Genomic DNA, 26238 nt, shown 5'->3' on the forward strand with positions numbered 1-26238 from the left:
GTAACCCGCGCAGACGGCTGCGGCGGCCGATATTCTTTCATCGGCCGTAACATCCGCGGGGACGGCCTCGCTCTGAATAAAGGAGCGTAACATGGCTTGGTTCCTGCTTTTTCTTGCAGGCTTGTTTGAAATCGGCTGGGCAGTCGGCCTGAAGTATACCGACGGCTTTACACGGCCGATGCCGACTGCTTTCACCATCATATCCATGATCATCAGCATTGTGCTGCTCGGCCTTGCGGTAAAGACCCTGCCGATGGGCACGGCCTATGCTGTTTGGACCGGCATCGGCACGGTCGGCACCGTATTGTTAGGCATATGGCTGCTCGGCGATCCCGCAACCCTCGTCCGCGTGGCCTGCATCGCCCTGATCGTCACAGGCATTGCCGGCCTCAAGCTCGCCACCTGACAAGGTACGGTCACCGGCGCTGGCGATTGTCCAGCGCCCAATCCCCGGGACCGGCAAACACCAGAAACAGGAAGATGAAGCAGAACAGCACTGCGCCATCTCCCTGATTGTTGGCCGGGAAGAAGTCGATCTGCATATGCACCATAAAATAGGCAATCGCCATTTCGCCGCTAAGGAGAAAGGCAATGGGGCGGGTGAACAGCCCAAACAGGATGAGGACGCCGCCTACGAGCTCGATTGCACCTGCCACGAAGAACAATGTCGTGATTGTAAAGGGTGCAGGTGGAAAGCCGAAAAGCTTTTGGGTGCCGTGCTCGACGAACAACAGGGCTGTGATAACCCGCAGGACTGCCAGTGCAGTTGGCTGATACGGCGACAAGCGCTCGAAAACCGACATGAAGATCTCCGTTCGAAATAGAATGCAGAAGAGATCTTGCCGACAAGGCTCCCTTTCCGCTGACAACGGAATCAACACGCGAAAGAGAAAATTATTCGCCGGGCCTGGCGATCGGCCAAGCCCGGCGATGACATTGACTACTTCTTGCGATTGTCGACGGCCACAAGGCCGGGACCGGCAAAGATCAGGAACAGGAAGACGAAGCAGTAAAGAATAGCTGCGTCGCCGCCATTGTTGGCCGGGAAGAAATTCTTCGGATAATGCGCCATGAAATAGGCGACCGCCATGTTGCCGCAAAGGATGAATGCGACGGGGCGGGTAAAGAAACCGACGATTGTTGCCAAGCCGCCGACGATCTCGATGATACCCTGAACCAGAAGCAGGGTCGGCAGTGGGCTTGGGAATTGGCCACCTGGCGGAAAGCCGAAAAACTTCTGTAGGCCATGTTCGATGAACAGCACGCCGGTGACGACACGCAATACAGTAAGAGCATAGGGCTGATATTGATTCAGCCGATCGGAAAGCGCCATTTTAAACTCCAGTTTTAACTCCCCCAGAAGCAAGCATTAGAGCGGCCGCCCCTGAACGTGAAAACACGGATTCTGACGTCCAATCAATTTTCCGTGTGGAATCCGTGGCTTGCTGTCACATGCTCACAGTGGAATGTTGTCGTGCTTCTTCCAGGGATTGGTCAGGTCCTTGTTGCGCAGCATCCGCAAGCCCTGCGCCAACCGGCGGCGGGTGGAACGCGGCATGATCACTTCGTCGATATAACCACGCTCGGCTGCGACGAAGGGCGACAGGAAACGGTCCTCATACATCTTCGTATGGGCCGCTATTTTCTGGGGATCAGCGATATCCTTGCGGAAGATGATCTCGACGGCGCCCTTGGCGCCCATGACGGCAATCTGCGCCGTCGGCCATGCATAGTTGAGATCGCCGCGTAGATGCTTCGAGGCCATGACGTCATAGGCGCCGCCGAAGGCCTTGCGGGTGATGACGGTGAGCTTCGGCACCGTCGCCTCGGCATAGGCGAAGAGCAGTTTGGCGCCGTGCTTGATCAACCCGCCATATTCCTGCGCCGTCCCTGGCAGGAAGCCGGGCACATCGACGAAGGTGACGATCGGGATATTGAAGCAATCGCAGAAGCGCACGAAGCGCGCCGCCTTGCGCGACGCATCGCTGTCGAGCACGCCGGCGAGCACCATCGGCTGATTGGCGACGAAGCCGACCGTGGCTCCCTCGATCCGCCCGAAGCCGCAGACGATGTTCTTGGCGAAGCTCTCCTGTATCTCGAAGAAATCGCCCTCATCCGCCACCTTGAGGATCAGTTCCTTGATGTCGTAGGGCTTGTTGGCATTGGCCGGGATCAGCGTGTCGAGCGAGGTATCGGGCTCGGTGACGGATTGATAGCACTCGATCTCCGGCAGAGCCGCAGTATTCGATTGCGGCAGGAAATCGACGAGGCGGCGCACCTGCAGCAGCGTATCGACATCATTGTCATAGGCGGCGTCGGCAATCGAGGATTTCGTCGTGTGCACGGAGGCGCCGCCGAGCTGTTCGGAGGTGACGGTCTCGTTTGTGACGGTCTTCACCACATCCGGCCCGGTGACGAACATGTAGGATGTATCGCGCACCATGAAGATGAAATCGGTCATGGCGGGCGAGTAGACATCGCCGCCGGCGCAGGGACCCATGATGACGGAAATCTGCGGGATGACGCCGGATGCAAGCACGTTGCGCTGAAACACTTCGGCATAGCCACCAAGTGCGGCCACGCCTTCCTGAATGCGGGCGCCGCCGGCGTCATAGATGCCGATGATGGGCGCGCGGTTCTTCAGCGCCATATCCTGTACTTTGGTGATCTTTTCCGCATGTGCTTCTGAAAGAGACCCACCGAAGACGGTGAAATCCTTGGCAAAAATGAAAACGGTGCGCCCGTTGACCGTACCCCAGCCGGTCACGACGCCATCGCCGGCAACCTTGCTCTTGTCCATGCCGAAATCGGTCGAGCGATGCTCGACGAACATGTCGAACTCCTCGAAGGAACCCTCGTCGAGGAAGATGTCGATGCGTTCGCGGGCCGTGAGCTTGCCTCGCGCATGCTGCGCATCGATTCGCACCTGACCGCCGCCGAGCCTTGCGACCTCACGACGACGCTCCAGTTCCTGCAGAATTTCCTTCATGAGGCCCTCTCTCCTTCGCTGCTCGGGCTTAGCACGACGCGAGCGCGGTTTGAAGCTGCCGGCTCAGTTCGCCAGCCGTGGCATGGTCAGTGAAAAGATGGAGCGGACGCGAGCAGCGATATCTTCCGCCATCAGTTCATCGGCCGTGGCAGGATCGGGAGCCACCGTTCTTATTTCAAAGGATGCCATGGCCACCACGGAGCCACCGTCCAACGCCGCTGCGTCGATGTTGACCTTGGCGCTGCTGCGATCTCGGTTGAAGCCGCGCGCCTTGCGAACATCGGTCAATCGGATGGTAATAGCGACCTGCGGCAACGTCGTGCTGTGGGCCGTTGCGGCGATCGAGGCGTTCACGCGATCATTGGTGGCGGCAATCAGCGCCGGCGATACCGGCGGCAAGGCCTGATCGGCCACCACAGTCGCGCTGCGAACGTCATAGGTTGGAGGAGGAGGATCAACGGACCAGCTCGAGCACGCAGCCAGAGCCAAACATCCCACGAGCGCCAATACGGCCCCCGGCCTCAACAACAACATGATCCCTGCCCCGACTTCCAAATCCGCAAGATACGAAGGCTGTTATAAAGGACTGGAAATCAACAATATTCAACTGCGCAGTGCAGAAAAAACGTCGGTTGCCGCCTGAAATTCCTCGAAGCGTTGCGCGCGGCGGTGCTCGGCTTCCTCATCGCTGCCCCAATGTTCGATCGTCCAGTCTTCATCGAGATGCGCCAACGACCAGACGTCGGCAAGCGGCAGCCAGCCCTCGGCAAAGGCGAGCGCCAGGATCGCGGAGCCGGTCATGCTCGTGATCGTATGCAGGCTCGCAAGCTCCATGGGCGTATCGTATTTGCGCAATGCCGCGGCGAAGGCGGAAATGGCCTCGCGGGGCTGCTGCTGGTGAATGACGCCCTCGGCCAGAATGAAGCGAGCACCGATCTCGCGTGCCGCCCACTCGATCACCGGGTTCCAGCGCTCCGACTGCCGCGCGACCAGACGCTCCGGCTCATTGGCGCGATAGCAAAGGAGGTCGCTGCCGGAAAAGCGCACGATTTCGTCGAACACGGCTTGGCTTTCTGTCGCCACACCATCGATGGCGCTGTTGACCAGGCGGGTGACCGGCATTGTTGCTGGATCGATGACGTCGACTTGTCTCGCCCATTCGGCCGCCACCAGCTTGGCAAGCGCTTCCGTCGGCAGGGCGAGAGAATGCCGCGCCGGCGTCTTGACCACCTTGCCGTCGAGCGCAATGGCGTGACCGTCGTTGCCCGGGTTGATTGTCACGTCCTTGTAGAAGCGCTTCGGCAAGGGTCTCTTCATCTGGATCTGCGTGCGGCGGATCGGATCGGGATGGCTCAGCCCCTCGGAAAGATCGTTCAACAGGTCGCGCATGTCGTCACCTCAGAGAATATGGCTCAACAGGTCGTTCGGATGGTGGGCAATCGCATCGGCGCCGGCAGTCAGCAATTCCTCCACCGAAGCGTAACCCCAGGATACGCCGATGGCGGTCGCGCCGGCAGCCTTTGCCATCTGCATGTCGTAAACGGCATCGCCAATGACGATGGTGTCGTGCGGATCCATGCCGGTTTCGTCGCAGCATTCCGCCACCATGGCCGGATGCGGCTTCGAGGGGCAATCGTCGGCAGTACGCGACACCACGAAATAGGGCGCAAAACCGTTGGCTTCAAGAATATGGATGAGACCACGACGGGATTTGCCCGTCACGGCACCGAGCAGCAATTCGTCGCGGGATGCGAGAGTCTCGATCAGCGGCTTGATGCCGTCGAAGAGTGGCGTCTGCATATCCGCCTCGTCGCGCACGCCGGGAAAGATCGACTTGTAGTGCGCCGTCATGGCAATCGCCTCGTCATCGACATGCGGCTTGCCCTGCATGCGGGAAACCGCGATATCCAGGCTGAGGCCTATGATCGCCTTGGTGGCGGAAACATCGGGGCGCTTGTAGCCAAAGGCAACGAATGTCCGCGCCATGACCTCGTGGATCAGCCGCACGCTATCGACCAGCGTGCCGTCGCAATCGAAAAGAACGAGTTTCATTCGTCGTCCGGCTCCCCTGCCGATGCCATGTCGAGACCGAGAAGGTTCCATGTCTGCACCATGTGCGGCGGCAGAGGTGCCGTAACGCGCAGGCGGCCGCCATTGGGATGCGGAATATCGATATGGCGGGCATGCAGATGCAGACGCTTCTGGACACCGCCAGGGAAATCCCAGTTCGGATCGTCATCGAAATATTTGGGGTCGCCGATGATGGGATGACCTATATGCAGCGCATGGACGCGGAGCTGGTGCGTACGGCCGGTATAGGGCTCCATCTCCAGCCAGGCGAGGCTCTGCGCTGCCATTTCGAGCACGCGATAATAGGAGATGGCGTGATCCGCGCCCTCCTCCCCATGCTTGGCGATGCGCATGCGATCGCCATCGGGTGTTGCCTCTTTCACCAGCCAGGTCGAAATCTTGTCCTCGTGCTTGCGCGGCACACCCTTGACCAACGACCAATAGGTCTTCTTGGTGTCGCGCTCACGAAAGGCCGCAGTCAGCTTCTGCGCCGCACCGCGGGTGCGGGCAACGACGAGGACGCCGGATGTGTCGCGGTCGAGACGGTGCACCAGGCGTGGCTTTTCGCCCTTCTTGCTCGTCCATGCCTCCAGCATCTTGTCGATATGACGGGTAAGGCCAGAACCGCCCTGCACGGCGAGGCCGGCCGGCTTGTTCAGCACAAAGACCTTCTCGTCTTCGTGCAGCAGCATGCGCGCAAGAAGCTCGCCGTCACCGGCGTGTTTAAGGTCATTGCCACCGATGGGGCCGCTCTTCAGGGCCTTGGCGTCGACGTCGAGAGGCGGCACGCGCACCACCTGCCCCGGCTGCACGCGCGCATCCGTCTTGACGCGACCGCCATCGACGCGCACCTGGCCGGAACGCAACAACTTTTGCAGCTGACCGAAGCCGAGCCCCGGAAAATGTACCTTGAACCAGCGGTCGAGGCGCATGCCGGCTTCGTCAGGCTCGACCTGTATATGTTCAATCCCGGCCATTGTTCTTCTTTCAAATGCCGCAGCATGCTCCGGAAAATACCAAACGCTCGTTGGACGGGATCATGCCAATTCAAATAACGGGGCCAGCTGCCCCGCAGCCGGATATCCCGGCCTTTCGACGTGGCTTTAGAGCATTTCGAGCAAAAGTGGAAACTGGAATTATCCGGGCCGAATATTTTTCTGGCTCAGTTTCCCTTGGCCGACACGACGGGCAGATCGAGATCGACCATCCCGGCTTTCTCGAACATCAGCATCACAGGCACCGAGCCGCCCTTTTTGAAGGGCGTCTTCACCTGCTTGAACATCATGTGCATCGTGTTCGGCGAAAGCGTCACGGTAGCACCGGCGGGAATTGCGATACCCCCCTTGATCTCGCGCATCTTCATGATCTCGCCGTCCATCTTCATCTCGTGCAATTCTACCTTGCCAGCAGCCGAGGATGTGACTGATGTCAGCTTGTCGTCGGCCTTGCCGCCATTGTGGATGGTAATGTAGCCGCCGCCGACCGGTTGACCAGGCAGCATGGCGCGGACATAACCGCCGCTGATGTCGAGATCGCCGAGCTTACCGGTGGCTGAACCGGATGGCGCCGCCTGCGCATCCATATGCATCCCGGCCATGCCCTTCATGTCGCCGCTCTGCTGGGCCATTGCGCCGCCTGTCGAAAGCGAAAGTGCTGCTGCTGACATCAGCAATGCTGCGACCTGACAACGGTTCATCATTCTCTCCTGCCCGGCTCCTCTATCGACCCGAAGGGATAGCCTTTCGCAACCTCGTTGCAAAGCCCCCGCTTTCACTCGCGGGATGACCGATGGAAGCGCGCGACAAAAATTTGTTCAGCGGCGACATTTGCCCCTTGCCATCTCTCTCGACTACCAGATAATGACACTCGACCTTGTTGGGAGAATCCGGCGCAAGCCGGTGCCGAAGGAGCAACCGCCCCGGAAACTCTCAGGCCCAAAGGACCAGCAAGGGGCAGACGGAACTCTGGAGAGAAACGCGCAAGCGTTCGCCGAAGGGATAACAATCTCAGGCAAACAGACAGAGGGGGCTCATCGTCAGGCGCAACTGTGCCGAAATTGTGAGCTCTGCGCTCGGATATGAGCGCAAAACCCGGAGGCGTCATTGGACGAGACCGCTGCCCTCAAGAAGACACCCCTTTACGACCTGCATGTATCGCTCGGCGCCCGCATGGTGCCGTTTGCCGGTTACGACATGCCCGTGCAATATGCCGCGGGTGTCATGAAGGAACACCTTTGGACCCGCTCTTCCGCCGGCCTGTTCGACGTGTCGCATATGGGTCAGGTGACGATCCGCGCCCGTTCCGGCAAATATGAGGACGCGGCGCTCGCACTGGAAAGCCTCGTGCCGGTCGATATCCTCGGCCTCGCGGAAGATCGCCAGCGCTACGGCTTCTTTACCGACGACAACGGCGGCATCCTCGACGATCTGATGATCACCCATATGGATGATTATCTCTTCGTCGTTGTGAACGCCGCCTGCAAGGAGCAGGATCTCAAGCATCTTCAAGATCATATCGGCGATAGCTGTGAGGTTACCTTACTTGATCGCGCGCTGATTGCCCTGCAAGGACCGCGCGCCGTTTCCGTGCTTGCGGAACTCTGGGCCGACATTGCCTACATGAAATTCATGGATGTGCGCCATTGTCGCCTGCACGACGTTTCCTGCCTCGTGTCGCGCTCCGGCTACAGCGGCGAAGACGGTTTCGAGATTTCCGTACCGGCCGACAAGGCCGAGGATATCGCCAAGCGGCTGCTCGAACACCCGGATGTGCAGCCGATCGGCCTCGGCGCCCGCGACTCGCTGCGCCTCGAAGCCGGGCTTTGCCTCTATGGCAATGATATCGACCAGACCACGACGCCGGTCGAAGCTGCGCTCGAATGGGCCATGCAGAAGGCTCGAAAGACCGGCGGCGCCCGCGCCGGCGGCTTTCCCGGCGCGTCCCGCATTCTCGCCGAACTCGATGGTGGCGCCCCGCGCCGCCGCGTCGGCCTGAAGCCGGAAGGCAAGGCGCCCGTGCGCGGTCATGCCAAGCTCTATGCCGATGCCGAGGGCAAGACCGAGATCGGCGAGGTTACCTCGGGCAGCTTCGGCCCGAGCGTGGAATCCCCCGTCGCCATGGGCTATGTGCCCACGAGATTCTCATCGGCCGGCACGACCGTCTACGCCGAGGTGCGCGGCAAATACCTGCCCGTCGCCGTCAGCGCCCTGCCTTTCGTCAAGCCCACCTACAAACGCTGAACGTTTTTTCCAGAGAGGATTATCCATGCTGAAATTCACCGAAGAACATGAGTGGCTGAACATCGATGGCGACGTCGCAACGGTCGGCATCACGGCGCATGCCGCCGAGCAACTCGGCGATCTGGTTTTCGTGGAACTGCCTGAAGTCGGCGCCAGCTTCTCGAAGGGCGACGATGCGGCAACAGTCGAATCCGTCAAGGCGGCTTCCGAAGTCTATTGTCCGCTCGACGGAGAAATCACCGCCGTCAACGAAGCCATCACCGCCGATCCGGCACTCGTCAACTCCGATCCGATGGGGGCTGGCTGGTTCTTCAAGCTGAAGCTGAAGAACGTGAGCGATGTTGATGGTCTTCTTGATGAATCCGGTTACAAGGAGCTGATCGGATAATGACAACGCCTACGGAATTCAAATTTACCGACTACCAGCCCTACGATTTTGCCAATCGTCGCCATATCGGCCCATCTCCGTCAGAGATGACCGATATGCTTGGCGTGATCGGATACAACAGCCTTGACGGCCTGATCGACGCGACGTTGCCGCCTGCTATTCGCCAGAAGACGCCGCTCGCCTGGGGTGCACCGATGACCGAGCGCGAGGCGCTCGACAGATTGCGCGAGACCGCCAACAAGAACAAGGTCCTCGTCTCGCTGATCGGCCAGGGCTATTACGGCACGATCACGCCGCCGGTCATCCAGCGCAATATCCTGGAAAATCCCGCCTGGTACACTGCATATACCCCTTACCAGCCGGAAATCAGCCAGGGCCGCCTCGAGGCGCTGCTGAATTACCAGACGATGATCAGTGACCTCACAGGCCTCGATGTCGCCAATGCCTCGCTGCTCGATGAAGCGACCGCCGCGGCCGAAGGCATGGCAATGGCGGAGCGCGTCGCAAAATCGAAGGCCAAGGCCTTCTTTGTCGATGCCGATTGCCATCCGCAGACCATCGCGCTGATCAAGACCCGCGCCGAGCCGCTCGGATGGACCGTTATCCTCGGCAACCCCTTCACCGACCTCGATCCGGTCGATGTCTTCGGCGCGATCTTCCAGTATCCGGGCACGCACGGTCGCCTCAACGACTTCAGCGGGCTGATCTCCAGATTGCACCAGACAGGCGCCATCGCCGTCGTCGCGACCGATCTGTTGGCGCTGACGCTGTTGAAATCGCCCGGCGAAATGGGTGCCGATATCGCCATTGGCTCCTCCCAGCGCTTCGGCGTGCCTGTGGGATATGGCGGTCCGCACGCGGCCTTCATGGCTGTCAAGGACGCTTACAAGCGCTCCATGCCGGGCCGCTTGGTCGGCGTCTCCGTCGATGCGCGGGGCAATCGTGCCTACCGCCTGTCGCTGCAGACCCGCGAACAGCATATCCGCCGCGAAAAGGCGACGTCGAATATCTGCACCGCGCAGGTGCTGCTCGCCGTCATGGCCTCGATGTACGCCGTGTTCCACGGTCCGCAGGGCCTCAAGGCCATCGCCCAGCAGGTCCACCAGAAGGCCGTCCTGATGGCCAAGGGGCTGGAAAAGCTCGGTTATGCCATCGAGCCGGAAAGCTTCTTCGACACGATCACAGTCGAAGTCGGCCATATGCAGGGTCTCATCCTGCGTGCCGCCGTCGCCGAGGGTGTGAACCTGCGCAAGGTCGGCGAGACGAAGATCGGCATGAGCCTCGACGAGCGCACGCGCCCGGCGACGCTGGAAGCCGTCTGGCGTGCCTTCGGCGGCGATTTCCGCATCGCTGATTTCGAGCCGTCCTACCGCCTGCCGAAGACCCTGTTGCGCACCAGCGAATACCTGACGCATCCGATCTTCCACATGAACCGCGCGGAAAGCGAGATGACCCGGTATATCCGCCGGCTCTCCGACCGTGACCTGGCGCTCGACCGCTCGATGATCCCGCTCGGCTCCTGCACGATGAAGCTGAACGCTACAGCGGAAATGCTGCCGATCACCTGGCCCGAATTCTCCGACATCCATCCTTTTGTGCCGGCCGATCAGGCGCTGGGCTACCGCGAAATGATCGATGATCTGACGGAGAAGCTCTGCGCCGTGACCGGTTACGATGCCTTCTCCATGCAGCCGAATTCCGGCGCGCAGGGCGAATATGCCGGCCTGCTCACCATCCGCAACTACCATATCGCCAATGGCGAGGGGCATCGCGATATCTGCCTGATCCCGACTTCGGCGCATGGCACCAACCCGGCCTCGGCGCAGATGGCGGGCATGAAGGTGGTGGTCGTCAAGGTCAGCGACGACGGCGATATCGACATGGCCGATTTCCGCGCCAAGACCGAGCAATATGCCGACAACCTCTCCTGCTGCATGATCACCTATCCTTCGACGCACGGCGTTTTCGAAGAGACGGTGAAGGAGATCTGCGATCTCGTGCACAAGCATGGCGGCCAGGTCTATCTCGACGGCGCCAACATGAACGCCATGGTCGGTCTCTCCCGCCCCGGCGACATCGGCTCTGACGTCAGCCACCTCAACCTGCACAAGACCTTCTGCATCCCGCATGGCGGTGGTGGTCCCGGCATGGGCCCGATCGGCGTCAAGGCGCATCTGGCGTCTCACCTGCCCGGCCATCCGGAGACGGACGGTCGCAGCGGCGCGGTCTCGGCTGCGGCCTTCGGTTCGGCCTCCATCCTGCCGATCTCGTGGAGCTACTGCCTGATGATGGGCGGCGAAGGGCTGACGCAGGCGACCAAGGTGGCGATCCTCAACGCCAACTATATCGCCGCCAGGCTGAAGGGCGCCTATGACGTGCTCTACAAGTCCAAGACCGGACGCGTGGCGCATGAATGCATCATCGATACGCGCCCGCTGGTGGACAGCGCCGGCGTTACCGTCGATGACGTTGCCAAGCGTCTGATCGATTGCGGCTTCCATGCGCCGACCATGAGCTGGCCGGTTGCCGGGACGCTGATGATCGAGCCGACCGAATCGGAAACCAAGGCTGAACTCGACCGGTTCTGCGAAGCGATGCTGGCGATCCGCGAGGAAGCCCGCGCCATCGAGGAAGGCCGGATGGACAAGACCGACAATCCGCTGAAGAACGCGCCGCATACGGTGGAAGACCTCGTCGGCGAATGGAACCGCCCCTATTCCCGCGAGCAGGCCTGCTTCCCGCCCGGCGCGTTCCGCGTCGACAAATACTGGTCGCCGGTCAATCGCGTCGACAACGTCTATGGCGATCGCAATCTGGTATGCACCTGCCCGCCGGTGGAATCCTACGCCGAGGCGGCCGAGTAGATTTTTTTGCGAAAAAGCGAAGCGGTTCAGTCGCTTCGCCAAAAGCCGACATAAATCTATTGTGAAACTTGTCTATGAAAACGCCGCGCGTCCCACCGGATGCGCGGCGTTTTTTTATGACGCGCCATGAGGCCTTGGAAGTCAGACATTATGCCGGAATGGCCGGATTTTCATTTCATCGCCGGGCGGGCGGAGCATTCCTCCTCCCAGCTGCTTCTGCTGCACGGCAGCGGCAGCGATGAGGCCGCTCTCATCCCGCTTGCGGATGCGATTGCGCCGCAGCGGCCGTACATGGCGCCGCGCGGCGCTGTCGAATGGGAAGAAGGGTTCGCCTTCTTCCGCCGCAATCCCGACCGCAGCCTGGATCATGTCGACCTCGACAGCCAGACGGATAGGCTCTGTCGGTTCATTACAACGGCGATAGAGCGAAAGCTGCTCGCGCAGCCGCCAGTTCTGCTCGGTTTCTCCAATGGCGCCATCATGGCAGCATCGATCCTTCAGCGACGGCCCGGGCTCGCATCATCAGCAATCTTGATGCGGCCTCTTTCACCGGCACCTGACGCAGAGTTCCCGTCGATGCCCGCCCTGCCGATCCTGATCATCTCAGGCGAGAACGATCAACGGCGGGAGCCTGGCGACGCGGAACTCGTGAGACAACAATTTGCAAACGCCGGCGCGGATGTCAGCGCTCTTGTGCTGCCAACCGATCATGGCCTCCATCAAGACGAGGCCGACATCATCCGCGACTGGCTCATACGGAAAGGCATATGAAATGAACGAGGAAAATCCCTTTGATACGGATAATCCCGACAGCTACATCGCGGCCGCCTTTGAGACCGACGATCCGTCCTCCATTGCCAGGGCATTGGGCGAAGTGGCGCGCACGCGCAATATGAGCAAGCTTGCCAAGGATGTCGGCATGAACCGCTCGGCGCTCTATCGAGCGCTGAGCGGCGAGGGAAATCCGGAATTCGCGACCATCCTGAAAGTCGTCAAGGCGCTCGGACTCAAGCTGACGCCGGTGCCGGCCGCACACTGAGAATCCAACACGCTCTGAGGTGAAATAACGACAAAATCCGCTTTAAGCGGGCTGAACGGCCTGCCGTTGCGCCGCCAGGGCGGCAAGATCTGCAGGCTTCAATTCGACGGACTCGCCACAGCCGCAAGCAGATGTCTGGTTCGGATTGGTGAACGTAAAGCCCGAACGCAAGGTCGTGGTCTCGAAGCCCATTTCGGTGCCGAGCAGATAAAGCACGGCCGACGGCTCGACCCAGACCCTGGCGCCGTCGTGCTCGATCAGATCATCCTTGGGGTTCGGCTCACTCACCAGGTCGATGGTATATTCCATCCCCGCGCAGCCGCCCTTCTTGATGCCGACGCGAACGCCCTTGGCATCGGATCCGGAATTCTCGACGATCGCCTTTACGCGCGCAGCTGCGGTATCGGTCATAGTCATCACTGCAAAGCCCATGGGCTCATTCTCCTTCCGCAACCGGGGTCAAGATCCGGCGCTTCGAGTCTTAATGTAAAGCCGGCGGCCTAAAGCTTCAATACCAGCCGATGGCCACTTGCGCTTCTTCCGACATGCGGTCCGCGCTCCACGGCGGATCGAAGGTCATGCTGACGTCGACGCCGGAAACGCCTTCGACCGCGCCGACCGCGTTTTCGACCCAGCCCGGCATCTCGCCGGCAACCGGGCAACCGGGCGCGGTCAGCGTCATGACGATCTTCACCATGCGGTCGTCTTCGATATCGATCTTGTAGATCAGACCTAGTTCGAAGATATCCGCCGGAATTTCCGGATCGTAGACAGTCTTCAGCGCGGCGATGATATCGTCGCTGAGGCGAGCCAGCTCACCCTCGGGAATGCTGGAATGCACGATCCCTTCGCGTACATCGATCTTCTGTTCGCTTTCGTCGAGTGACATCGCTTGCCTCCTTAGGCGAAGAACTTGCGCGCATATTCCAGCGCATCCGCCAAAGCATCCACTTCGGCACGCGTATTGTACAAGCCGAACGATGCACGGCATGTGGAGGTGACGCCGAAGCGTTTCAAGAGCGGCTGGGCGCAATGCGTCCCCGCGCGCACCGCAACCCCCTGACGGTCGATCACCATCGACACGTCATGGGAGTGGATACCCGCGAGTTCGAAGGAGAAGATACCACCTTTTCCGGGTGCCGTGCCGAAAACTCGCAGCGAATTGATATCCCGCAGCCGCTCTGCCGCGTAGGCTGCAAGATCGGCCTCATGTCGGGCGATCGCCTCGCGGCCGATGCTCTCCATGTAGTCGAGCGCGAAACCAAGCCCGATCGCCTGCACGATCGGCGGCGTGCCGGCTTCGAAGCGATGCGGCGGGTCGTTGTAGGTGACGTTTTCCTCGGTCACGTCGAAAATCATCTCGCCGCCGCCCTGGAAAGGCCGCATCTCGGCGAGCCTCTCCTTCTTGCCGTAGAGAACGCCGATGCCGGAAGGACCATAGAGCTTGTGGCCGGTCATGACGTACCAGTCGCAATCGATATCCTGCACATCGACAGGCAGATGCACGGCGCCCTGCGATCCGTCGACCAGCACCGGAATGCCCCGCTCATGCGCGATGCGGCAGACTTCCTTCACCGGAACGATGGTCCCGAGCGCATTCGACATGTGGGTAATGGCGACGAGCTTGGTCCGTTCCGTCAGGCTTTTCTCGAAATCCTCGATATGAAACGCGCCTTCGTCGTCAACAGGCACCCAGATGAGTTTTGCGCCCTGTCTTTCACGAATGAAGTGCCAGGGAACGATGTTGGAGTGATGCTCCATGATGGAGACGACGATCTCGTCGCCTTCACTCAGCTTCGGCATGCCCCAGCCATAGGCGACCGTGTTGATTGCCTCGGTCGAGTTCTTCGTGAAGACGATATCGTCCACCGACGGCGCATTCAGGAAACGGCGCACCTTTTCGCGCGCTGCCTCATAAGCTTCGGTGGCGGCATTGGAGAGGAAATGCAGGCCACGATGCACATTGGCGTATTCGCTGGAATAGGCATGCGAGATAGCATCGATGACGATCTGCGGCTTCTGCGCCGATGCGCCATTGTCGAGATAAACAAGCGGCTTGCCATGCACCGTCTTCGCCAGGATCGGGAAATCCCGGCGAATAGCTTCGACGTCATAGGCCGTTGCAGGCATGATCTTGTCCACGAGCTTTGCCTCCAATCAGGCGTGCTTTTCCAGCCAGGCAGAGATAACGCCTTCCAGCGCCTCGACCAGGGCTTCGTCTTCCAGTTCCTCGACGATCTCGGCCACGAAGGCGTTGACCAGCATGGCGCGGGCCTTGTTCTCCGGAACGCCGCGGGCCATCAGATAGAAGAGATGGTTGCGGTCGATATCGGCGACAGTGGCGCCATGGCCGCACTGCACGTCGTCAGCGAAGATTTCGAGTTCCGGCTTGACCGAAAATTCGGCATCGTCGGACATCAGCAGCGTGTTGCAGGCCATTTTGGCATCGGTCTTCTGCGCATCCGGTGCGACCCGGATCATGCCCTGGAAGACACCGCGCGCCCGGTCGAACACGACATTGCGAATGACTTCCGTCGATCCGGTGTTCGGAACGTCATGACCAAGCACCATCGTCACGTCAGTATGCGTATCGCCACCGAGCAGGTTGATGCCGCGCAGCGTCAGATCGGCGCCCTCGCCCGCTACCTTGATGTACAGCTCCTGGCGCACCAGCTTGCCGCCGGCATTGATGACGAACAGCCTCAGCTTGGCGTCCGTGCCCAGATCGATGCGGATCTGGCCGAGATGCGTATCCTCGCTGCCCTGCTCCTGCAGGATGATCCAGGTCACTTCGGCGCGCGCGCCGATCTTGACTTCGCTCACCGAGGAGACGAGCGCGGCAGCGCCTTCGACAGCCTGGTGCCGCTCGATGACCATCGCCTTGACGTCGGCACCGAAGGAGACCGGGAGGCGGCTGTGAATCTGCCCGCCGGCATGAATGAACTGGACCTCCAGCGGCGCGTCGAGCTCGGTACCGTCAGGGAAATCGATGACATAGCCATCGCGCACGAAGCTGGCATTGATGCGCCCGATGGCATCGTCCTTGTCGAGTGCCTCCAGACCAGCGGCGGCTGTGCCGCTGATCAGGCTATCGGCGTAGCGGCCGATCGTCAGTCCCTTGACGGCAGCCTTCTCGCTCGCCTTGCCCTGGAGAACGGAAAGCACCGAAGCCCCCTCCACAGTCGGGGCCAAAGCTTCCGCAAGACCCTTGCCGATATCGGTCGGAACCAGACGCAGCAGGTTCTTGAAATCGGTGTAATGCCAGGCCTCGATGCGACGCGTCGGCAGGCCCGCGGTCTTCAGATCATCAAGCAGGCGGTCACGAACGGCGAAAACTTCACCGTCACCCGGCAGATCGCCAAGCTGGTCGTTGTACGCCTCGATCAACGCGGTCTCCGCTGATGTCAGGCGGTTCGTCGTCTGAATGTTCATCGACGTATCCTTTCCGCCCCGATCAGGCCGCAGCCCCGATGATGTCGGCATATCCATTGGCTTCGAGTTCGTGCGCCAGTGTCTTGTCGCCGGACTTGATCACCTGGCCCTTGTAGAGGACGTGAACGGTGTCCGGAACGATGTAATCCAGCAGGCGCTGGTAATGGGTGATGACGATCACGGCGCGATCCGGAGAGCGTAGCGCGTTGACGCCATCAGCGACGATCTTCAGAGCGTCGATATCGAGGCCGGAGTCGGTCTCGTCAAGCACGCAAAGCTGCGGCTGCAGCAGCGCCATCTGCAGGATTTCGGCGCGCTTCTTCTCGCCGCCGGAGAAGCCGACGTTCAGCGGACGCTTCAGCATATCCATGTTGATCTGCAGCTTGGCCGCTGCTTCCTTGACCCGGCGGATGAAATCCGGCGTCGTCAGCTCGTCTTCGCCGCGCGCCTTGCGCTGCTCGTTGAGCGCTACCTTCAGGAACTGCATCGTGGCAACGCCAGGGATTTCGACCGGATACTGGAAGGCAAGGAAAATGCCCTTGGCGGCGCGCTCGGCAGCGTCGAGCTCAAGGATGCTCTCGCCGTTGTAGAGGATATCGCCCTCGGTGACCTCATAGTCGTCGCGGCCGGCGAGGATATAGGACAGCGTCGATTTGCCGGAGCCGTTCGGCCCCATGATGGCGGCGACTTCACCCGCCTTCACCGTCAGGTTCAGGCCATGGATGATCTCGGTGCCGTCTTCGGCGATGCGGGCATGCAGGTTCTTGATTTCAAGCATTGTAGAATCCTAACGAAGGAATGAACGTAGGGCGCGGCTGGCGCGCCAAAGCTAATTTTCTATGCGGGCGTCAGCCGACGCTGCCTTCGAGCGAGATGCCGATCAGCTTCTGCGCTTCGACGGCGAATTCCATCGGCAGTTCCTGCAGGACTTCCTTGACGAAGCCGTTGACGATCAGAGCGATCGCTGCTTCGGTCGGGATGCCGCGCTGCAGGCAATAGAACAGTTGGTCCTCGGAAATCTTCGACGTCGTGGCTTCGTGCTCGAACTGCGCCGTCGAGTTCTTGGCTTCGATGTAGGGCACCGTATGCGCGCCGCACTTGTCGCCGATGAGCAGCGAATCGCACTGCGTGAAGTTACGCGCGTTCGTCGCCTTGCGGTGAGCCGAGACCTGGCCGCGATAGGTGTTCTGCGAGACGCCGGCAGCGATGCCCTTCGACACGATGCGGCTCGACGTGTTCTTGCCGAGGTGGATCATCTTGGTGCCGCTGTCGACCTGCTGATGGCCGTTGGAAACGGCGATCGAGTAGAACTCGCCGCGGCTGTCGTCACCGCGCAGAATGCAGGACGGGTACTTCCAGGTGATAGCCGAACCGGTCTCGACCTGCGTCCACGAAATCTTGGAGCGATGACCGCGGCAATCGCCACGCTTGGTGACGAAGTTGTAGATGCCGCCCTTGCCGTTCTTGTCGCCCGGATACCAGTTCTGAACCGTCGAATACTTGATCTCGGCATCATCGAGCGCGACGAGTTCGACCACGGCCGCATGCAGCTGGTTTTCGTCGCGCTGCGGCGCCGTGCAGCCTTCGAGATAGGAGACGTAGGCTCCCTCTTCGGCAATGATCAGCGTCCGCTCGAACTGGCCGGTATTCTTCTCGTTGATGCGGAAGTAGGTGGACAATTCCATCGGGCAACGAACGCCCTTCGGCACGAAGACGAAGGAGCCGTCGGTGAAGACAGCGGAATTCAGCGTCGCGTAGAAATTGTCTGATGTCGGAACGACGGTGCCGAGATATTTGCGCACGAGATCGGGATGCTCGCGGACCGCTTCCGAGATCGACATGAAGATCACGCCGGCCTTCTTCAGCTCTTCCTTGAAGGTGGTAACCACCGAAACCGAATCGAACACGGCATCGACTGCGATCCTCGACTGCTTGACGCCGGCAAGGATCTCCTGCTCGCGCAAGGGAATGCCGAGCTTCTCATAGACCTTCAAGAGTTCCGGATCGACGTCCTCAAGCGAGGTCGGGCCGGACGTGCTCTTCGGCGCAGCGTAATAGTAGATGTCGTTGAAATCGATCTTCGGATAGTCGACGCGGGCCCAGGTGGGCTCTTCCAGGGTCAACCAGCGGCGATACGCCTCAAGACGCCATTCCAGCATCCATTCCGGCTCCCGCTTCTTGGCGGAAATAAAGCGGACAATATCCTCGGACAGGCCCTTCGGAGCCTTGTCCATTTCGATGGTAGTTTCAAAACCATACTTATACTGGTCCACGTCGATCTGGCGAACCTGATCGACCGTTTCTTGGACTGCAGGCATTTCGTTCTCCAATCTCGCCGGATCCAAGGTCCGGCAGCTTGTCAACGTTGCGGCAGACTTATGTCTACCCTCTATGTAGTCGGCCAAAGGGGACTTTTCAGCCCACTTGGCAAGCGGAAATTTCCGTTTCCGCAAAATTGTGGCCGTCAGGCCGCGGCACCCGCCAGTTTGCGGCGGCCCACAATGCGGGCAAGGGCCGCTATGGCGCGATCTACGTCCGCTTCGGTCGTGGTGGGGCCGAGCGAAATCCGAAGCGCTCCGAGCTTCGGATCGCATCCCATGGCGACAAGCACATGGCTCTCGCCGACCTTGCCCGACGAGCAGGCAGACCCGGCCGAAATGGCGACACCTTCGAGATCGAAGGCGATCTGCCCTGTCTCGGATTTCAATCCCGGCAGCGTGAAGAAGCTGGTATTCGGCACGCGCGCTCCGCCCTTACCGTGAATGATGATGTCGGGCGCGGCAAGCCGCATGCCTTCTTCCAGCCGATCGCGCAACGCGCCGATCCTGGCATTGCGGCCATCGAAGTCCACAAGCGCTGCCTCGGCGGCGGCACCGAAGCCGATGATGGCAAGCACGTTTTCCGTGCCGGAGCGATGCCCCTTTTCCTGGCCGCCGCCATGGATCAATGGCTTCGGCATCAGCACTTCGCCGCGCGAGATCAGCGCCCCGGCTCCTTTGGGCCCACCGATCTTGTGGGACGAGACGATCAGAAAATCCGCGCCGATCGCTTCGACATCGATCGCCACCCTGCCGGCTGCCTGCACGGCGTCGACAACGAATATGCCGCCTGCCGCCTGAACGAGCTTGGCCGCTTCATCGACAGGCTGAAGAATCCCTGTCTCGTTGTTGGCGAGCATGATCGCGACCATCGGCAGCCCGCTCGCCTTGTCATGCGCAGAAAGCACCGCTTCAAGGGCCGTAAGATCGATCATGCCGCCCGATGTCACCGGTATTTCGCCGATTCTTTCCTTCGGAAACCGGCCACCCTCGCGCACGGCCGGATGTTCGACGGCCGATACATAGAGATGGCTGACGGCAAGCGGCGTCCGCCCCATGCGAAACTCCGGCGTCAACACCATATTGGCCGCCTCGGTGGCGCCGCTGGTGAAAACGACATGGGCCGGAGCAGCGCCCGTCAGGCTTGCAACCTGCCGGCGCGCGGCCTCGACGGCAGCACGTGCCGCCCTACCTTCCCCATGCACGGAATTGGGGTTGCCCTGAATATCCATCGCACGTAGCATCGCACCCCGCGCGGCCTGGTGAAGCGGCGCGGTGGCATTCCAGTCGAGATAAAGGCGCGTTGCCGCCATGATCTTCTTCCTGCCTGACGTTGCTTTGCTGCGTCCGGCTCATTTTCCTTGAAATTTCAGCCGGGCATGCCTTATGACACGTTCCATAAATCGTTGCACACACAACGCGCGGAACACCGCATCAAGTTTCGAATTGTTCTAAACTGCGTTCTAGAAAAGATGAGCGCATTCGTCAAGTCAACTTGCTGCGTGCCGTCGGGTTTGAACGCAGAAAAAGAAGAGCCGGAGTATCGATGCCCGAAGTTATTTTCAACGGCCCCGCAGGCCGCCTTGAAGGCCGCTATCAGCCCTCTAAGGAAAAAAGCGCCCCGATCGCAATTATTCTCCATCCGCACCCGCAGTTTGGCGGCACCATGAACAATCAGGTGGTCTACCAGCTCTTCTATATGTTCCAGAAGCGCGGTTTCACGACCCTCCGATTCAACTTCCGCGGCATCGGCCGCAGTCAGGGCGAATTCGATCACGGCGCCGGCGAGCTTTCCGATGCCGCATCGGCGCTCGACTGGGTCCAGAGCCTCCATCCCGATTCCAAAAGCTGCTGGGTTGCCGGCTATTCCTTCGGCGCCTGGATCGGCATGCAGCTGCTGATGCGCCGTCCTGAAATCGAAGGTTTCATGTCGATCGCGCCGCAGCCGAATATCTACGATTTCTCCTTCCTCGCTCCCTGCCCCTCGTCCGGCCTGATCATCAACGGCGATGCGGACAAGGTCGCTCCGGAAAAGGACGTCAACGGCCTCGTGGAGAAGCTGAAGACGCAGAAGGGCATCCTGATCACGCACAAGATCGTGCCGGGCGCCAATCACTTCTTCAACGGCCAGGTCGACACGCTTCTGGGCGAATGCGAAGATTATCTCGATCGTCGCCTGAACGGCGAGCTGGTGCCGGAACCGGCCGCCAAGCGCATCCGGTAAGAGAAACGCCTTTACCGGGCCATTCTGAACGTTGGGCATGAGATCCCGTCGATGACCATCGGCGGGTGATCCTGCATGCCGATCTTTCGCAGAACCCGCTGCGACGCCGCATTCTCGGGATGTGTGAAGGCGATGAACTGACTGGCCAAGCCACGCTGCAAGAACCATTGCGCCAGCGCGCCGGCGATCTCCGTCGCGTAACCATTGCCCCAGGCGTCGTTCCGAATCGAATAACCGAGCTCGAATTCACCGCGGCCGTTTTCCTCGTGAAATCGCGAAAAACCAGCGCGACCGATGAAGCGGCCGTCGTCCCGCTTCAGCATCTTGTATTTGGTCACCCCGTCGCGCGCTTGTTCGCCGAACCAGCTTTTCAGCCGCTCTTCGGCCTTCTCCAACGTCCATGGCGCCGCTCCGGAGAGATAACGCGTCGTTTCGACCGTCGAATGCAACTGCCTGATCAGCTCGGCATCGCCCTTGTTCCACATCGTCAAAACAAGGCGGGGAGTTTCGAGTATGATGGCGTCGCTCATCCGTCTGCCTGTTTTTTGGGTAACACATGAAACTTGCGACTCATGTTCAATCACGACGGTCACCAGCCGGCAAGCCACTAAGCGCAGCGGGTCCGCTCCAGTCATCACGATAGGCTGGCGCTCAAAGAGCAAGGGCCGCATACACGGCCCCCGGATCGTCAGTCAAAATCACCGTTCAGTGACATGCAGGAAGCCCCGGCGCTCCGCACTTCTTCTTTTCCGGAGGCTTCGGCGGCGCAGGCGGGGGTCTCTTGACCTGCTGCGCAGCCTTCGGCTGGGGCTGCGGTCTCGGTTGAGCCTGAGGCTTCGGAGCGGGCGCCCTCGCCTGCGCGGTTGCGTGCGGCGCCGGCTTCGGCTGTGAGGCCACGGGGTTCACACGCTGCGGGGGCGCGGCTGCGACGTGCGGCTGATTGTTGTTGACAGGCTTTGGCTTGGCAGGTGCCTTCGCGGCAATAGCCGGCGCCGCTGGCTTTATCGTCTGACCATGGGCATTCGGCTTCGGCCCTGTGGCGACCGAATTCTGTTTCGCGTTCGGAGCGACTTGCGGCGCCGGGGTCTTTGCGACCTGATTCGGACCCTTCGCTCCCGGAAGCGCATGCACACCGCCATTCGCACCCTGTGGGGCCGGCTTCGTCTGCGCCTGTCCTTGATTGGCGGGGGTCTTGCCGGCAGCCGGCAAGGGCTGGCCATTGGCACCAGGGAGCGCATGCGCTTTGCCATTCGCACCCAGTGGAGCGGGTTTCGCGCCAGCAGCAGCCGGATTTTGCACAGTGTTGGGCGCGGATTGTGGCGATTGCGCCTGCTTCGGCTGCACCTGCCCCTTATTGGCCGGGGTCTTGCCAACGGTCGGCAAGGGCTGACCATTAGCACCGGGCAAAGCATGAGCGCCGGCATTTCCGGCTTGCGGCTGCCCCGAGGGTGCGGCGGGGGAACCTGCGGGCACCTTTACCACCGCCGCCGGGTTCTGCTTCTGCAGGACGGCCGCCTTCTGCACCGAAGGCGGCAGGGCGACATGCAGCGCCGCCGCACCGGCGCCGGCGACGACAGCTGCGCCGACGAGCTTCTGCCCTGTCGTCAGACCGGGCGCCGCAGGTGCAGCCCCGTTCTCGTTGACGGTCGTGTTGTTGATGACCGTATTGTTCTCGACCGTATTATGAATGTTGTTGAAGATGATGTTGTTTTCGGGCGGCGCGATATCGCGCGGCGGGAGCACCCAGCCCGGAACGGGAACGAAGACCGGCGCCGGCAGGACGTAAAGGTCGACCGAGGGCTGCGGTGGCGCCAACACGACGAAATCCGGTGGCGGCGGCGCCAGGAAAACAACCGGCGGCGGTGGTGCATAGCCGAAATCGGCATCATCGAAATAAAGAACGGGCCGATCAATATAGACGATTTCCGGCGGCGGTGGCGGCGGCACGTCATACTCGATCACGGTGAAGGACGGAGGCGGCTCGAGCGCTGCGTCGAAATGCTCGAGACGGCGGCGGGCATCCCAGACATGCGGGCCGCGTGGATAACGTCTCAGATAGGACCAATAGGCCTCCGGCGTATCCGCGATCCACGTCTCGCGCCAGGTGATCGCCTCGCGACGGGCAGCGATAATGGCGCGTACACGTCTCGCCATGGAGTCGTTCGGATAGGCGGCGAGGAAATCCTCGTAGCCTTGCAGCGAGTCACGGTCGAGCGCCGCGAAATAGGCATCCTTCTCATCGAAATCGCGGATCGCCTTCGTACGGATTGCCGCGTTGTCGTAACTGGACACCTGGGCTGCCGGCGCATCGGGTCCACGATCGAAGAAGGTGAAGGCGTTGTTGAATTTAGACGCGTCCCAGGAGATTTCTGCGCCCTTGGTCAGATCGCTCACCCGCAGGCGCGTGCGATCGAATACGTCGCCGAGCGAAAGGCCGCCGACGCGAATCATTTCCGCCAGCGCATGGGCATAGGAGCCATAGGGACCTGCTTCCGGCGGCGCGACGGTGCCGGGCGCCGCATTGAATGCGATCAACTGATTGGCGTCGGGTTCGACAAGCGTCAGGCCGCCGGCAAGCGGCTGATTGGACTGCGCGAACGGATTGGCCCGTGCCGCGTCGAGCACCACAATGCTGCCGCGATTGTTGATCGCCGCCAGCGATTTGGTGAAATCGGTTACCCGGATCGCCTCGACGGGAACATCCGTGGCATTGGCGATCTGCGCATCCACCGGCACGAAATAATTGTCGCCTTGGTATTGAAGCCCATAGCCCGCCAGATAGACGAAAGCCACGGTATGAGGCCCCGAGGCGTTCGCTTTCGCCAGGAAGTCCCTGAGTGTATCTCGCAACCCGTTCTGGTCGAGGTCGCGCGCGCCGATGACATCGAAACCCGCAGCCTGCAACGTCTGCGCAATCAAACCGGCATCATTGGCCGGCGTCGGCAACGCGCCCGTCTTGTAGGCGGCGTTGCCCACGACGAGCGCTATTCTCTTTTCAGGGGAACCTTGCGCATCGGCCGGGCTCGTGGCGACGATACCGGCCAAAACCAACGCTATGGCAAAAAATGCCCAGATCATCTTTTTGAATGACAATCCCATCATCGGAAGCAGAGGTGACATACCGGTTTCTTTCGGGAAACATGTGGCGCGCACGGGATCAACGATAAATGAATAGGATTTGATTTGGGCGAATACGCGGCGGCTTCGCGGCGTTGTTACGATGTATTCACGTTGAGAAGCGTCGGTTTACAAATCCGGGCCGCCGCTCCACCGGGCTGAAACTCGGCATTCGCACCCAACCAAAATGGTGACGCGCTCACAAATCAATGCTAAACGCGCCGCGACGTTCAACAACAGCGATTGTGCCGCATGATCCATTTGTGCGGCCTCGAGAGACCAAGATCATGGCTGAGTTCAAATCCGACTTCCTGCGCACCCTGAAAGAGCGCGGCTTCATTCATCAGATTTCCGATGAAGCAGGCCTCGACGACCTTTTCGCCAAGGAAACGGTGACCGCCTATATCGGCTTCGATCCCACAGCATCGAGCCTGCATGCGGGTTCGCTGATCCAGATCATGATGTTGCACTGGATGCAGGCGACAGGCCATCGCGCCATCTCGCTGATGGGCGGTGGCACCGGCATGGTCGGCGACCCCTCCTTCAAGGAGGAGTCTCGCCAGCTCATGACCATCGACACGATCGAAAGCAACATCGCTTCGATCAAGCGCTGCTTCTCCAACTACCTCACCTACGGCGACGGCCCGAAGGATGCGTTGATGATCAACAACGCCGAGTGGCTGCGCTCGCTGAACTACCTCGAATTCCTGCGCGATGTCGGCCGGCATTTCTCGGTCAACCGCATGTTGTCCTTCGACAGCGTCAAGACGCGCCTGGATCGCGAGCAGTCGCTGTCCTTCCTCGAGTTCAACTACATGATCCTGCAGGCCTACGACTTCGTCGAGCTGGCCAAGCGCTATGACTGCCGTCTGCAGATGGGCGGCTCGGATCAGTGGGGCAATATCGTCAATGGCATCGACCTCGGTCACCGCATGGGGACGCCGCAGCTCTTCGCGCTGACCTCTCCACTGCTGACGACCTCGTCGGGCGCCAAGATGGGCAAATCCGCCTCGGGCGCGGTCTGGCTGAACGCCGACCTGCTCTCGGCCTACGACTTCTGGCAGTACTGGCGCAATACCGAGGATGCTGATGTCTCGCGCTTCCTCAAGCTCTACACCACCCTGCCGATGGATGAGATCGCACGGCTCTCGGCCCTTGCCGGCTCGGAGATCAACGAGGTCAAGAAGATCCTTGCGACCGAGGTCACCGCCATCCTGCATGGCCGCGCGGCGGCGGAACAGGCCGCAGAGACGGCGCGCAAAACCTTCGAGGAAGGCGGCCTGTCCGAAAACCTGCCGTCCGTCGATATCCCCGCTGCGGAGATCGATGCGGGCGTCGGCCTTCTGTCGCTGATCGTTCGCGCCGGCTTGGCCGGTTCGAACGGCGAGGCCCGCCGCCACGTTCAGGGCGGTGCGGTGCGCATCAACGATGAGGCCGTCAGCGACGAACGCAAGGTCATCGGCAGCGGCGAAATCACCGCCGATGGCGTCATCAAGCTGTCGCTGGGCAAGAAGAAGCACATCCTGATCCGCCCGGCGGCTTGAGCAGCCGGTCACACGACTACGAACAAAGCCGGCGCATCTTGCCGGCTTTTTGTATTCGCCGCGCAGACTGAAAACCGCCGACCGATAAAGTGATGTGGACGATCAGTCGACGAAGGCAGCGCCAGTCCGCACAGTGGATATCGGCCGCGGGAAGGACAACATAGCAGCTCCTAATCGCTCGGGCTGATCATATGGAACGCCGTGACCGGCATCGGGGATCAATTCATATCGAAGCAAGGGATTGAGCTCCCACAGTTCACGAGCCGTATCCAGCGAAACGCCCCCTTTGTCTCCAATCACGAGAAGGATCGGGGCGTGCGTGCTCTGAATGAGCTCGCGATAGTCAGGATTTGGCGGCGTGAGCACTTCGAACGCGGACATACTGGTCTGAAGTCTTGCATCGGCCAGGCATTCCAAAATCTCCGCCGACGGGGATGGGTGTCGAAGCGCGCCTGGGCAAGCAGATCAGCCTGCCCAACGCCAGGGATCGCCGATGTTCCTCAGCGATATCGCTTTCAAAAACCTCGCGCTGCCACTCTGGACTTATGAAGGTCGGATCGACCAGGATAAGGCCGGAGATTGCCGATCCAAGCTGGCGAGCCGCAACGGCTGCTGTCGGATCGCAAACTACCGGTTCGTCCTCTGTCAGGACATGAAACTCCGGAGGTGGATTATGGATGAGATTCCGGTGATCAAAACAAGGCCCAAAGGCCGGAGCCTTACGCAGAGTATGTTGATTCCAAGCGAGGAGATGGTTGCTCGCGCGTTATGGGCAGCGCCCCCAGGACAATTATCTGCCGTAGGCGAAGTAAGAAAGGCGCTCGCCAGTCAATATGGAGCAGATGCCTGCTGTCCTATCACCGTCCAGCGGCACTTGGCTCAGATCAGCGAAAACGGCACCGCTCCGTTTTGGCGCGTCGTGGATCCCGATCGACCATTTGCCCGACGTATGAAAGGTGGACCAGAACGCATACGGCAGCGATTGGTGGAAGAAGAACGAGCTGTTAAATGAGC

At 60.6% G+C, this 26238-nt stretch carries 26 protein-coding genes and 1 riboswitch; of the genes, 9 read left to right on the top strand and 17 right to left on the bottom strand.

Annotated elements, in window-relative coordinates; genetic code table 11:
* The first annotated feature begins 91 nt into the window (after window positions 1–91).
* Window positions 92–406 carry a quaternary ammonium compound efflux SMR transporter SugE gene (sugE, locus tag GA0061101_RS13980; protein ID WP_037202294.1) on the top strand — a complete coding sequence of 105 codons (315 nt, stop codon included), beginning with the start codon at window positions 92–94 and terminating at the stop codon, window positions 404–406.
* Between the two features lie 10 nt (window positions 407–416).
* Here sugE and GA0061101_RS13985 read toward each other — a convergent pair whose 3' ends face one another.
* The 8 genes from GA0061101_RS13985 to GA0061101_RS14020 all read right to left on the bottom strand — a co-directional run bounded on the left by GA0061101_RS13985 (window position 417) and on the right by GA0061101_RS14020 (window position 6755).
* On the bottom strand, window positions 417–803 hold the full coding sequence (locus GA0061101_RS13985; protein ID WP_047638205.1) for a DoxX family protein: 387 nt from the start codon (window positions 801–803) through the stop codon (window positions 417–419).
* A 137-nt stretch (window positions 804–940) separates the two neighbouring features.
* Window positions 941–1333, bottom strand: coding sequence for a DoxX family protein (locus tag GA0061101_RS13990; RefSeq protein WP_037202299.1), 393 nt, complete (start codon window positions 1331–1333; stop codon window positions 941–943).
* 123 nt (window positions 1334–1456) lie between these two features.
* Window positions 1457–2989: an acyl-CoA carboxylase subunit beta gene (locus GA0061101_RS13995; protein ID WP_037202302.1), complete on the bottom strand. Its 1533-nt coding sequence runs from the start codon at window positions 2987–2989 to the stop codon at window positions 1457–1459.
* Window positions 2990–3052: 63 nt separating this feature from the next.
* Window positions 3053–3523 (bottom strand): hypothetical protein, encoded by a 471-nt coding sequence (locus GA0061101_RS14000; RefSeq protein ID WP_037202303.1) that lies wholly within the window; start codon window positions 3521–3523, stop codon window positions 3053–3055.
* A 69-nt stretch (window positions 3524–3592) separates the two neighbouring features.
* Window positions 3593–4378 (bottom strand): ATP12 family chaperone protein, encoded by a 786-nt coding sequence (locus GA0061101_RS14005; protein WP_092573773.1) that lies wholly within the window; start codon window positions 4376–4378, stop codon window positions 3593–3595.
* 9 nt (window positions 4379–4387) lie between these two features.
* Complete coding sequence (locus GA0061101_RS14010) at window positions 4388–5041, bottom strand: HAD-IA family hydrolase (protein WP_047556655.1); 654 nt, start codon at window positions 5039–5041, stop codon at window positions 4388–4390.
* Window positions 5038–6036, bottom strand: a complete 999-nt coding sequence (locus tag GA0061101_RS14015) for an RluA family pseudouridine synthase (protein WP_037202306.1) — start codon at window positions 6034–6036, stop codon at window positions 5038–5040. Before GA0061101_RS14015 ends, GA0061101_RS14010 begins: the two co-directional genes overlap by 4 nt.
* A 185-nt stretch (window positions 6037–6221) precedes the next feature.
* Window positions 6222–6755: a copper chaperone PCu(A)C gene (locus GA0061101_RS14020; protein WP_092573774.1), complete on the bottom strand. Its 534-nt coding sequence runs from the start codon at window positions 6753–6755 to the stop codon at window positions 6222–6224.
* A gap of 170 nt (window positions 6756–6925) precedes the next feature.
* A riboswitch (glycine riboswitch) is annotated at window positions 6926–7014 on the top strand.
* Window positions 7015–7161: 147 nt separating this feature from the next.
* Here GA0061101_RS14020 and gcvT point away from each other — a divergent pair.
* The 5 genes from gcvT (at window position 7162) to GA0061101_RS14045 (ending at window position 12589) form a co-directional block, all read left to right on the top strand.
* Window positions 7162–8298 (top strand): glycine cleavage system aminomethyltransferase GcvT, encoded by a 1137-nt coding sequence (gene gcvT, locus GA0061101_RS14025; RefSeq protein WP_092573775.1) that lies wholly within the window; start codon window positions 7162–7164, stop codon window positions 8296–8298.
* 25 nt (window positions 8299–8323) lie between these two features.
* Window positions 8324–8686, top strand: coding sequence for a glycine cleavage system protein GcvH (gcvH, locus tag GA0061101_RS14030; protein ID WP_047556651.1), 363 nt, complete (start codon window positions 8324–8326; stop codon window positions 8684–8686).
* A complete protein-coding gene (gene gcvP / locus GA0061101_RS14035; RefSeq protein ID WP_047556649.1) occupies window positions 8686–11550 on the top strand; it encodes an aminomethyl-transferring glycine dehydrogenase in 2865 nt (954 codons plus the stop codon). The genes gcvH and gcvP overlap by 1 nt, the downstream gene beginning before the upstream one ends.
* Before the next feature lie 150 nt (window positions 11551–11700).
* The gene (locus GA0061101_RS14040; RefSeq protein WP_092573776.1) at window positions 11701–12321 is read left to right on the top strand and encodes an alpha/beta hydrolase; all 621 of its coding nucleotides are present in this window, start codon (window positions 11701–11703) and stop codon (window positions 12319–12321) included.
* Between the two features lies 1 nt (window position 12322).
* Entirely contained in the window at window positions 12323–12589 is a 267-nt protein-coding gene (locus GA0061101_RS14045) for an addiction module antidote protein (RefSeq protein ID WP_037202314.1), read from the top strand.
* 42 nt (window positions 12590–12631) lie between these two features.
* Here GA0061101_RS14045 and sufA read toward each other — a convergent pair whose 3' ends face one another.
* The 7 genes from sufA to GA0061101_RS14080 all read right to left on the bottom strand — a co-directional run bounded on the left by sufA (window position 12632) and on the right by GA0061101_RS14080 (window position 19652).
* Window positions 12632–13021: a Fe-S cluster assembly scaffold SufA gene (sufA, locus tag GA0061101_RS14050; protein ID WP_037202315.1), complete on the bottom strand. Its 390-nt coding sequence runs from the start codon at window positions 13019–13021 to the stop codon at window positions 12632–12634.
* A 76-nt stretch (window positions 13022–13097) separates the two neighbouring features.
* Window positions 13098–13478 (bottom strand): SUF system Fe-S cluster assembly protein, encoded by a 381-nt coding sequence (locus tag GA0061101_RS14055; protein WP_034504882.1) that lies wholly within the window; start codon window positions 13476–13478, stop codon window positions 13098–13100.
* A gap of 11 nt (window positions 13479–13489) precedes the next feature.
* On the bottom strand, window positions 13490–14731 hold the full coding sequence (locus GA0061101_RS14060) for a cysteine desulfurase (protein ID WP_092573865.1): 1242 nt from the start codon (window positions 14729–14731) through the stop codon (window positions 13490–13492).
* 15 nt (window positions 14732–14746) lie between these two features.
* On the bottom strand, window positions 14747–16021 hold the full coding sequence (sufD, locus tag GA0061101_RS14065) for a Fe-S cluster assembly protein SufD (protein ID WP_047638209.1): 1275 nt from the start codon (window positions 16019–16021) through the stop codon (window positions 14747–14749).
* A gap of 22 nt (window positions 16022–16043) precedes the next feature.
* Window positions 16044–16799: a Fe-S cluster assembly ATPase SufC gene (gene sufC, locus GA0061101_RS14070; RefSeq protein ID WP_037202319.1), complete on the bottom strand. Its 756-nt coding sequence runs from the start codon at window positions 16797–16799 to the stop codon at window positions 16044–16046.
* Between the two features lie 70 nt (window positions 16800–16869).
* On the bottom strand, window positions 16870–18339 hold the full coding sequence (sufB, locus tag GA0061101_RS14075; protein ID WP_037202320.1) for a Fe-S cluster assembly protein SufB: 1470 nt from the start codon (window positions 18337–18339) through the stop codon (window positions 16870–16872).
* A 146-nt stretch (window positions 18340–18485) separates the two neighbouring features.
* Complete coding sequence (locus GA0061101_RS14080; protein WP_092573777.1) at window positions 18486–19652, bottom strand: cysteine desulfurase family protein; 1167 nt, start codon at window positions 19650–19652, stop codon at window positions 18486–18488.
* A 233-nt stretch (window positions 19653–19885) separates the two neighbouring features.
* Here GA0061101_RS14080 and GA0061101_RS14085 point away from each other — a divergent pair, with 233 nt between their 5' ends.
* Complete coding sequence (locus tag GA0061101_RS14085) at window positions 19886–20563, top strand: alpha/beta hydrolase (protein WP_034504875.1); 678 nt, start codon at window positions 19886–19888, stop codon at window positions 20561–20563.
* An 11-nt stretch (window positions 20564–20574) separates the two neighbouring features.
* Here GA0061101_RS14085 and GA0061101_RS14090 read toward each other — a convergent pair whose 3' ends face one another.
* A complete protein-coding gene (locus GA0061101_RS14090) occupies window positions 20575–21093 on the bottom strand; it encodes a GNAT family N-acetyltransferase (protein ID WP_047638214.1) in 519 nt (172 codons plus the stop codon).
* Between the two features lie 175 nt (window positions 21094–21268).
* Window positions 21269–23683, bottom strand: coding sequence for a caspase family protein (locus GA0061101_RS14095; protein WP_092573778.1), 2415 nt, complete (start codon window positions 23681–23683; stop codon window positions 21269–21271).
* Between the two features lie 284 nt (window positions 23684–23967).
* On the opposite strand from GA0061101_RS14095, the gene tyrS reads away from it, so the two are divergent.
* Both tyrS and GA0061101_RS14110 read left to right on the top strand, forming a co-directional pair.
* Window positions 23968–25224, top strand: coding sequence for a tyrosine--tRNA ligase (gene tyrS, locus GA0061101_RS14100; RefSeq protein ID WP_037202325.1), 1257 nt, complete (start codon window positions 23968–23970; stop codon window positions 25222–25224).
* A gap of 673 nt (window positions 25225–25897) precedes the next feature.
* Window positions 25898–26236, top strand: a complete 339-nt coding sequence (locus GA0061101_RS14110) for a hypothetical protein (RefSeq protein ID WP_037202830.1) — start codon at window positions 25898–25900, stop codon at window positions 26234–26236.
* Window positions 26237–26238: the final 2 nt, after the last annotated feature.

This window comes from Martinezella lusitana, assembly GCF_900094565.1.
Lineage (GTDB): Bacteria > Pseudomonadota > Alphaproteobacteria > Rhizobiales > Rhizobiaceae > Rhizobium > Rhizobium lusitanum.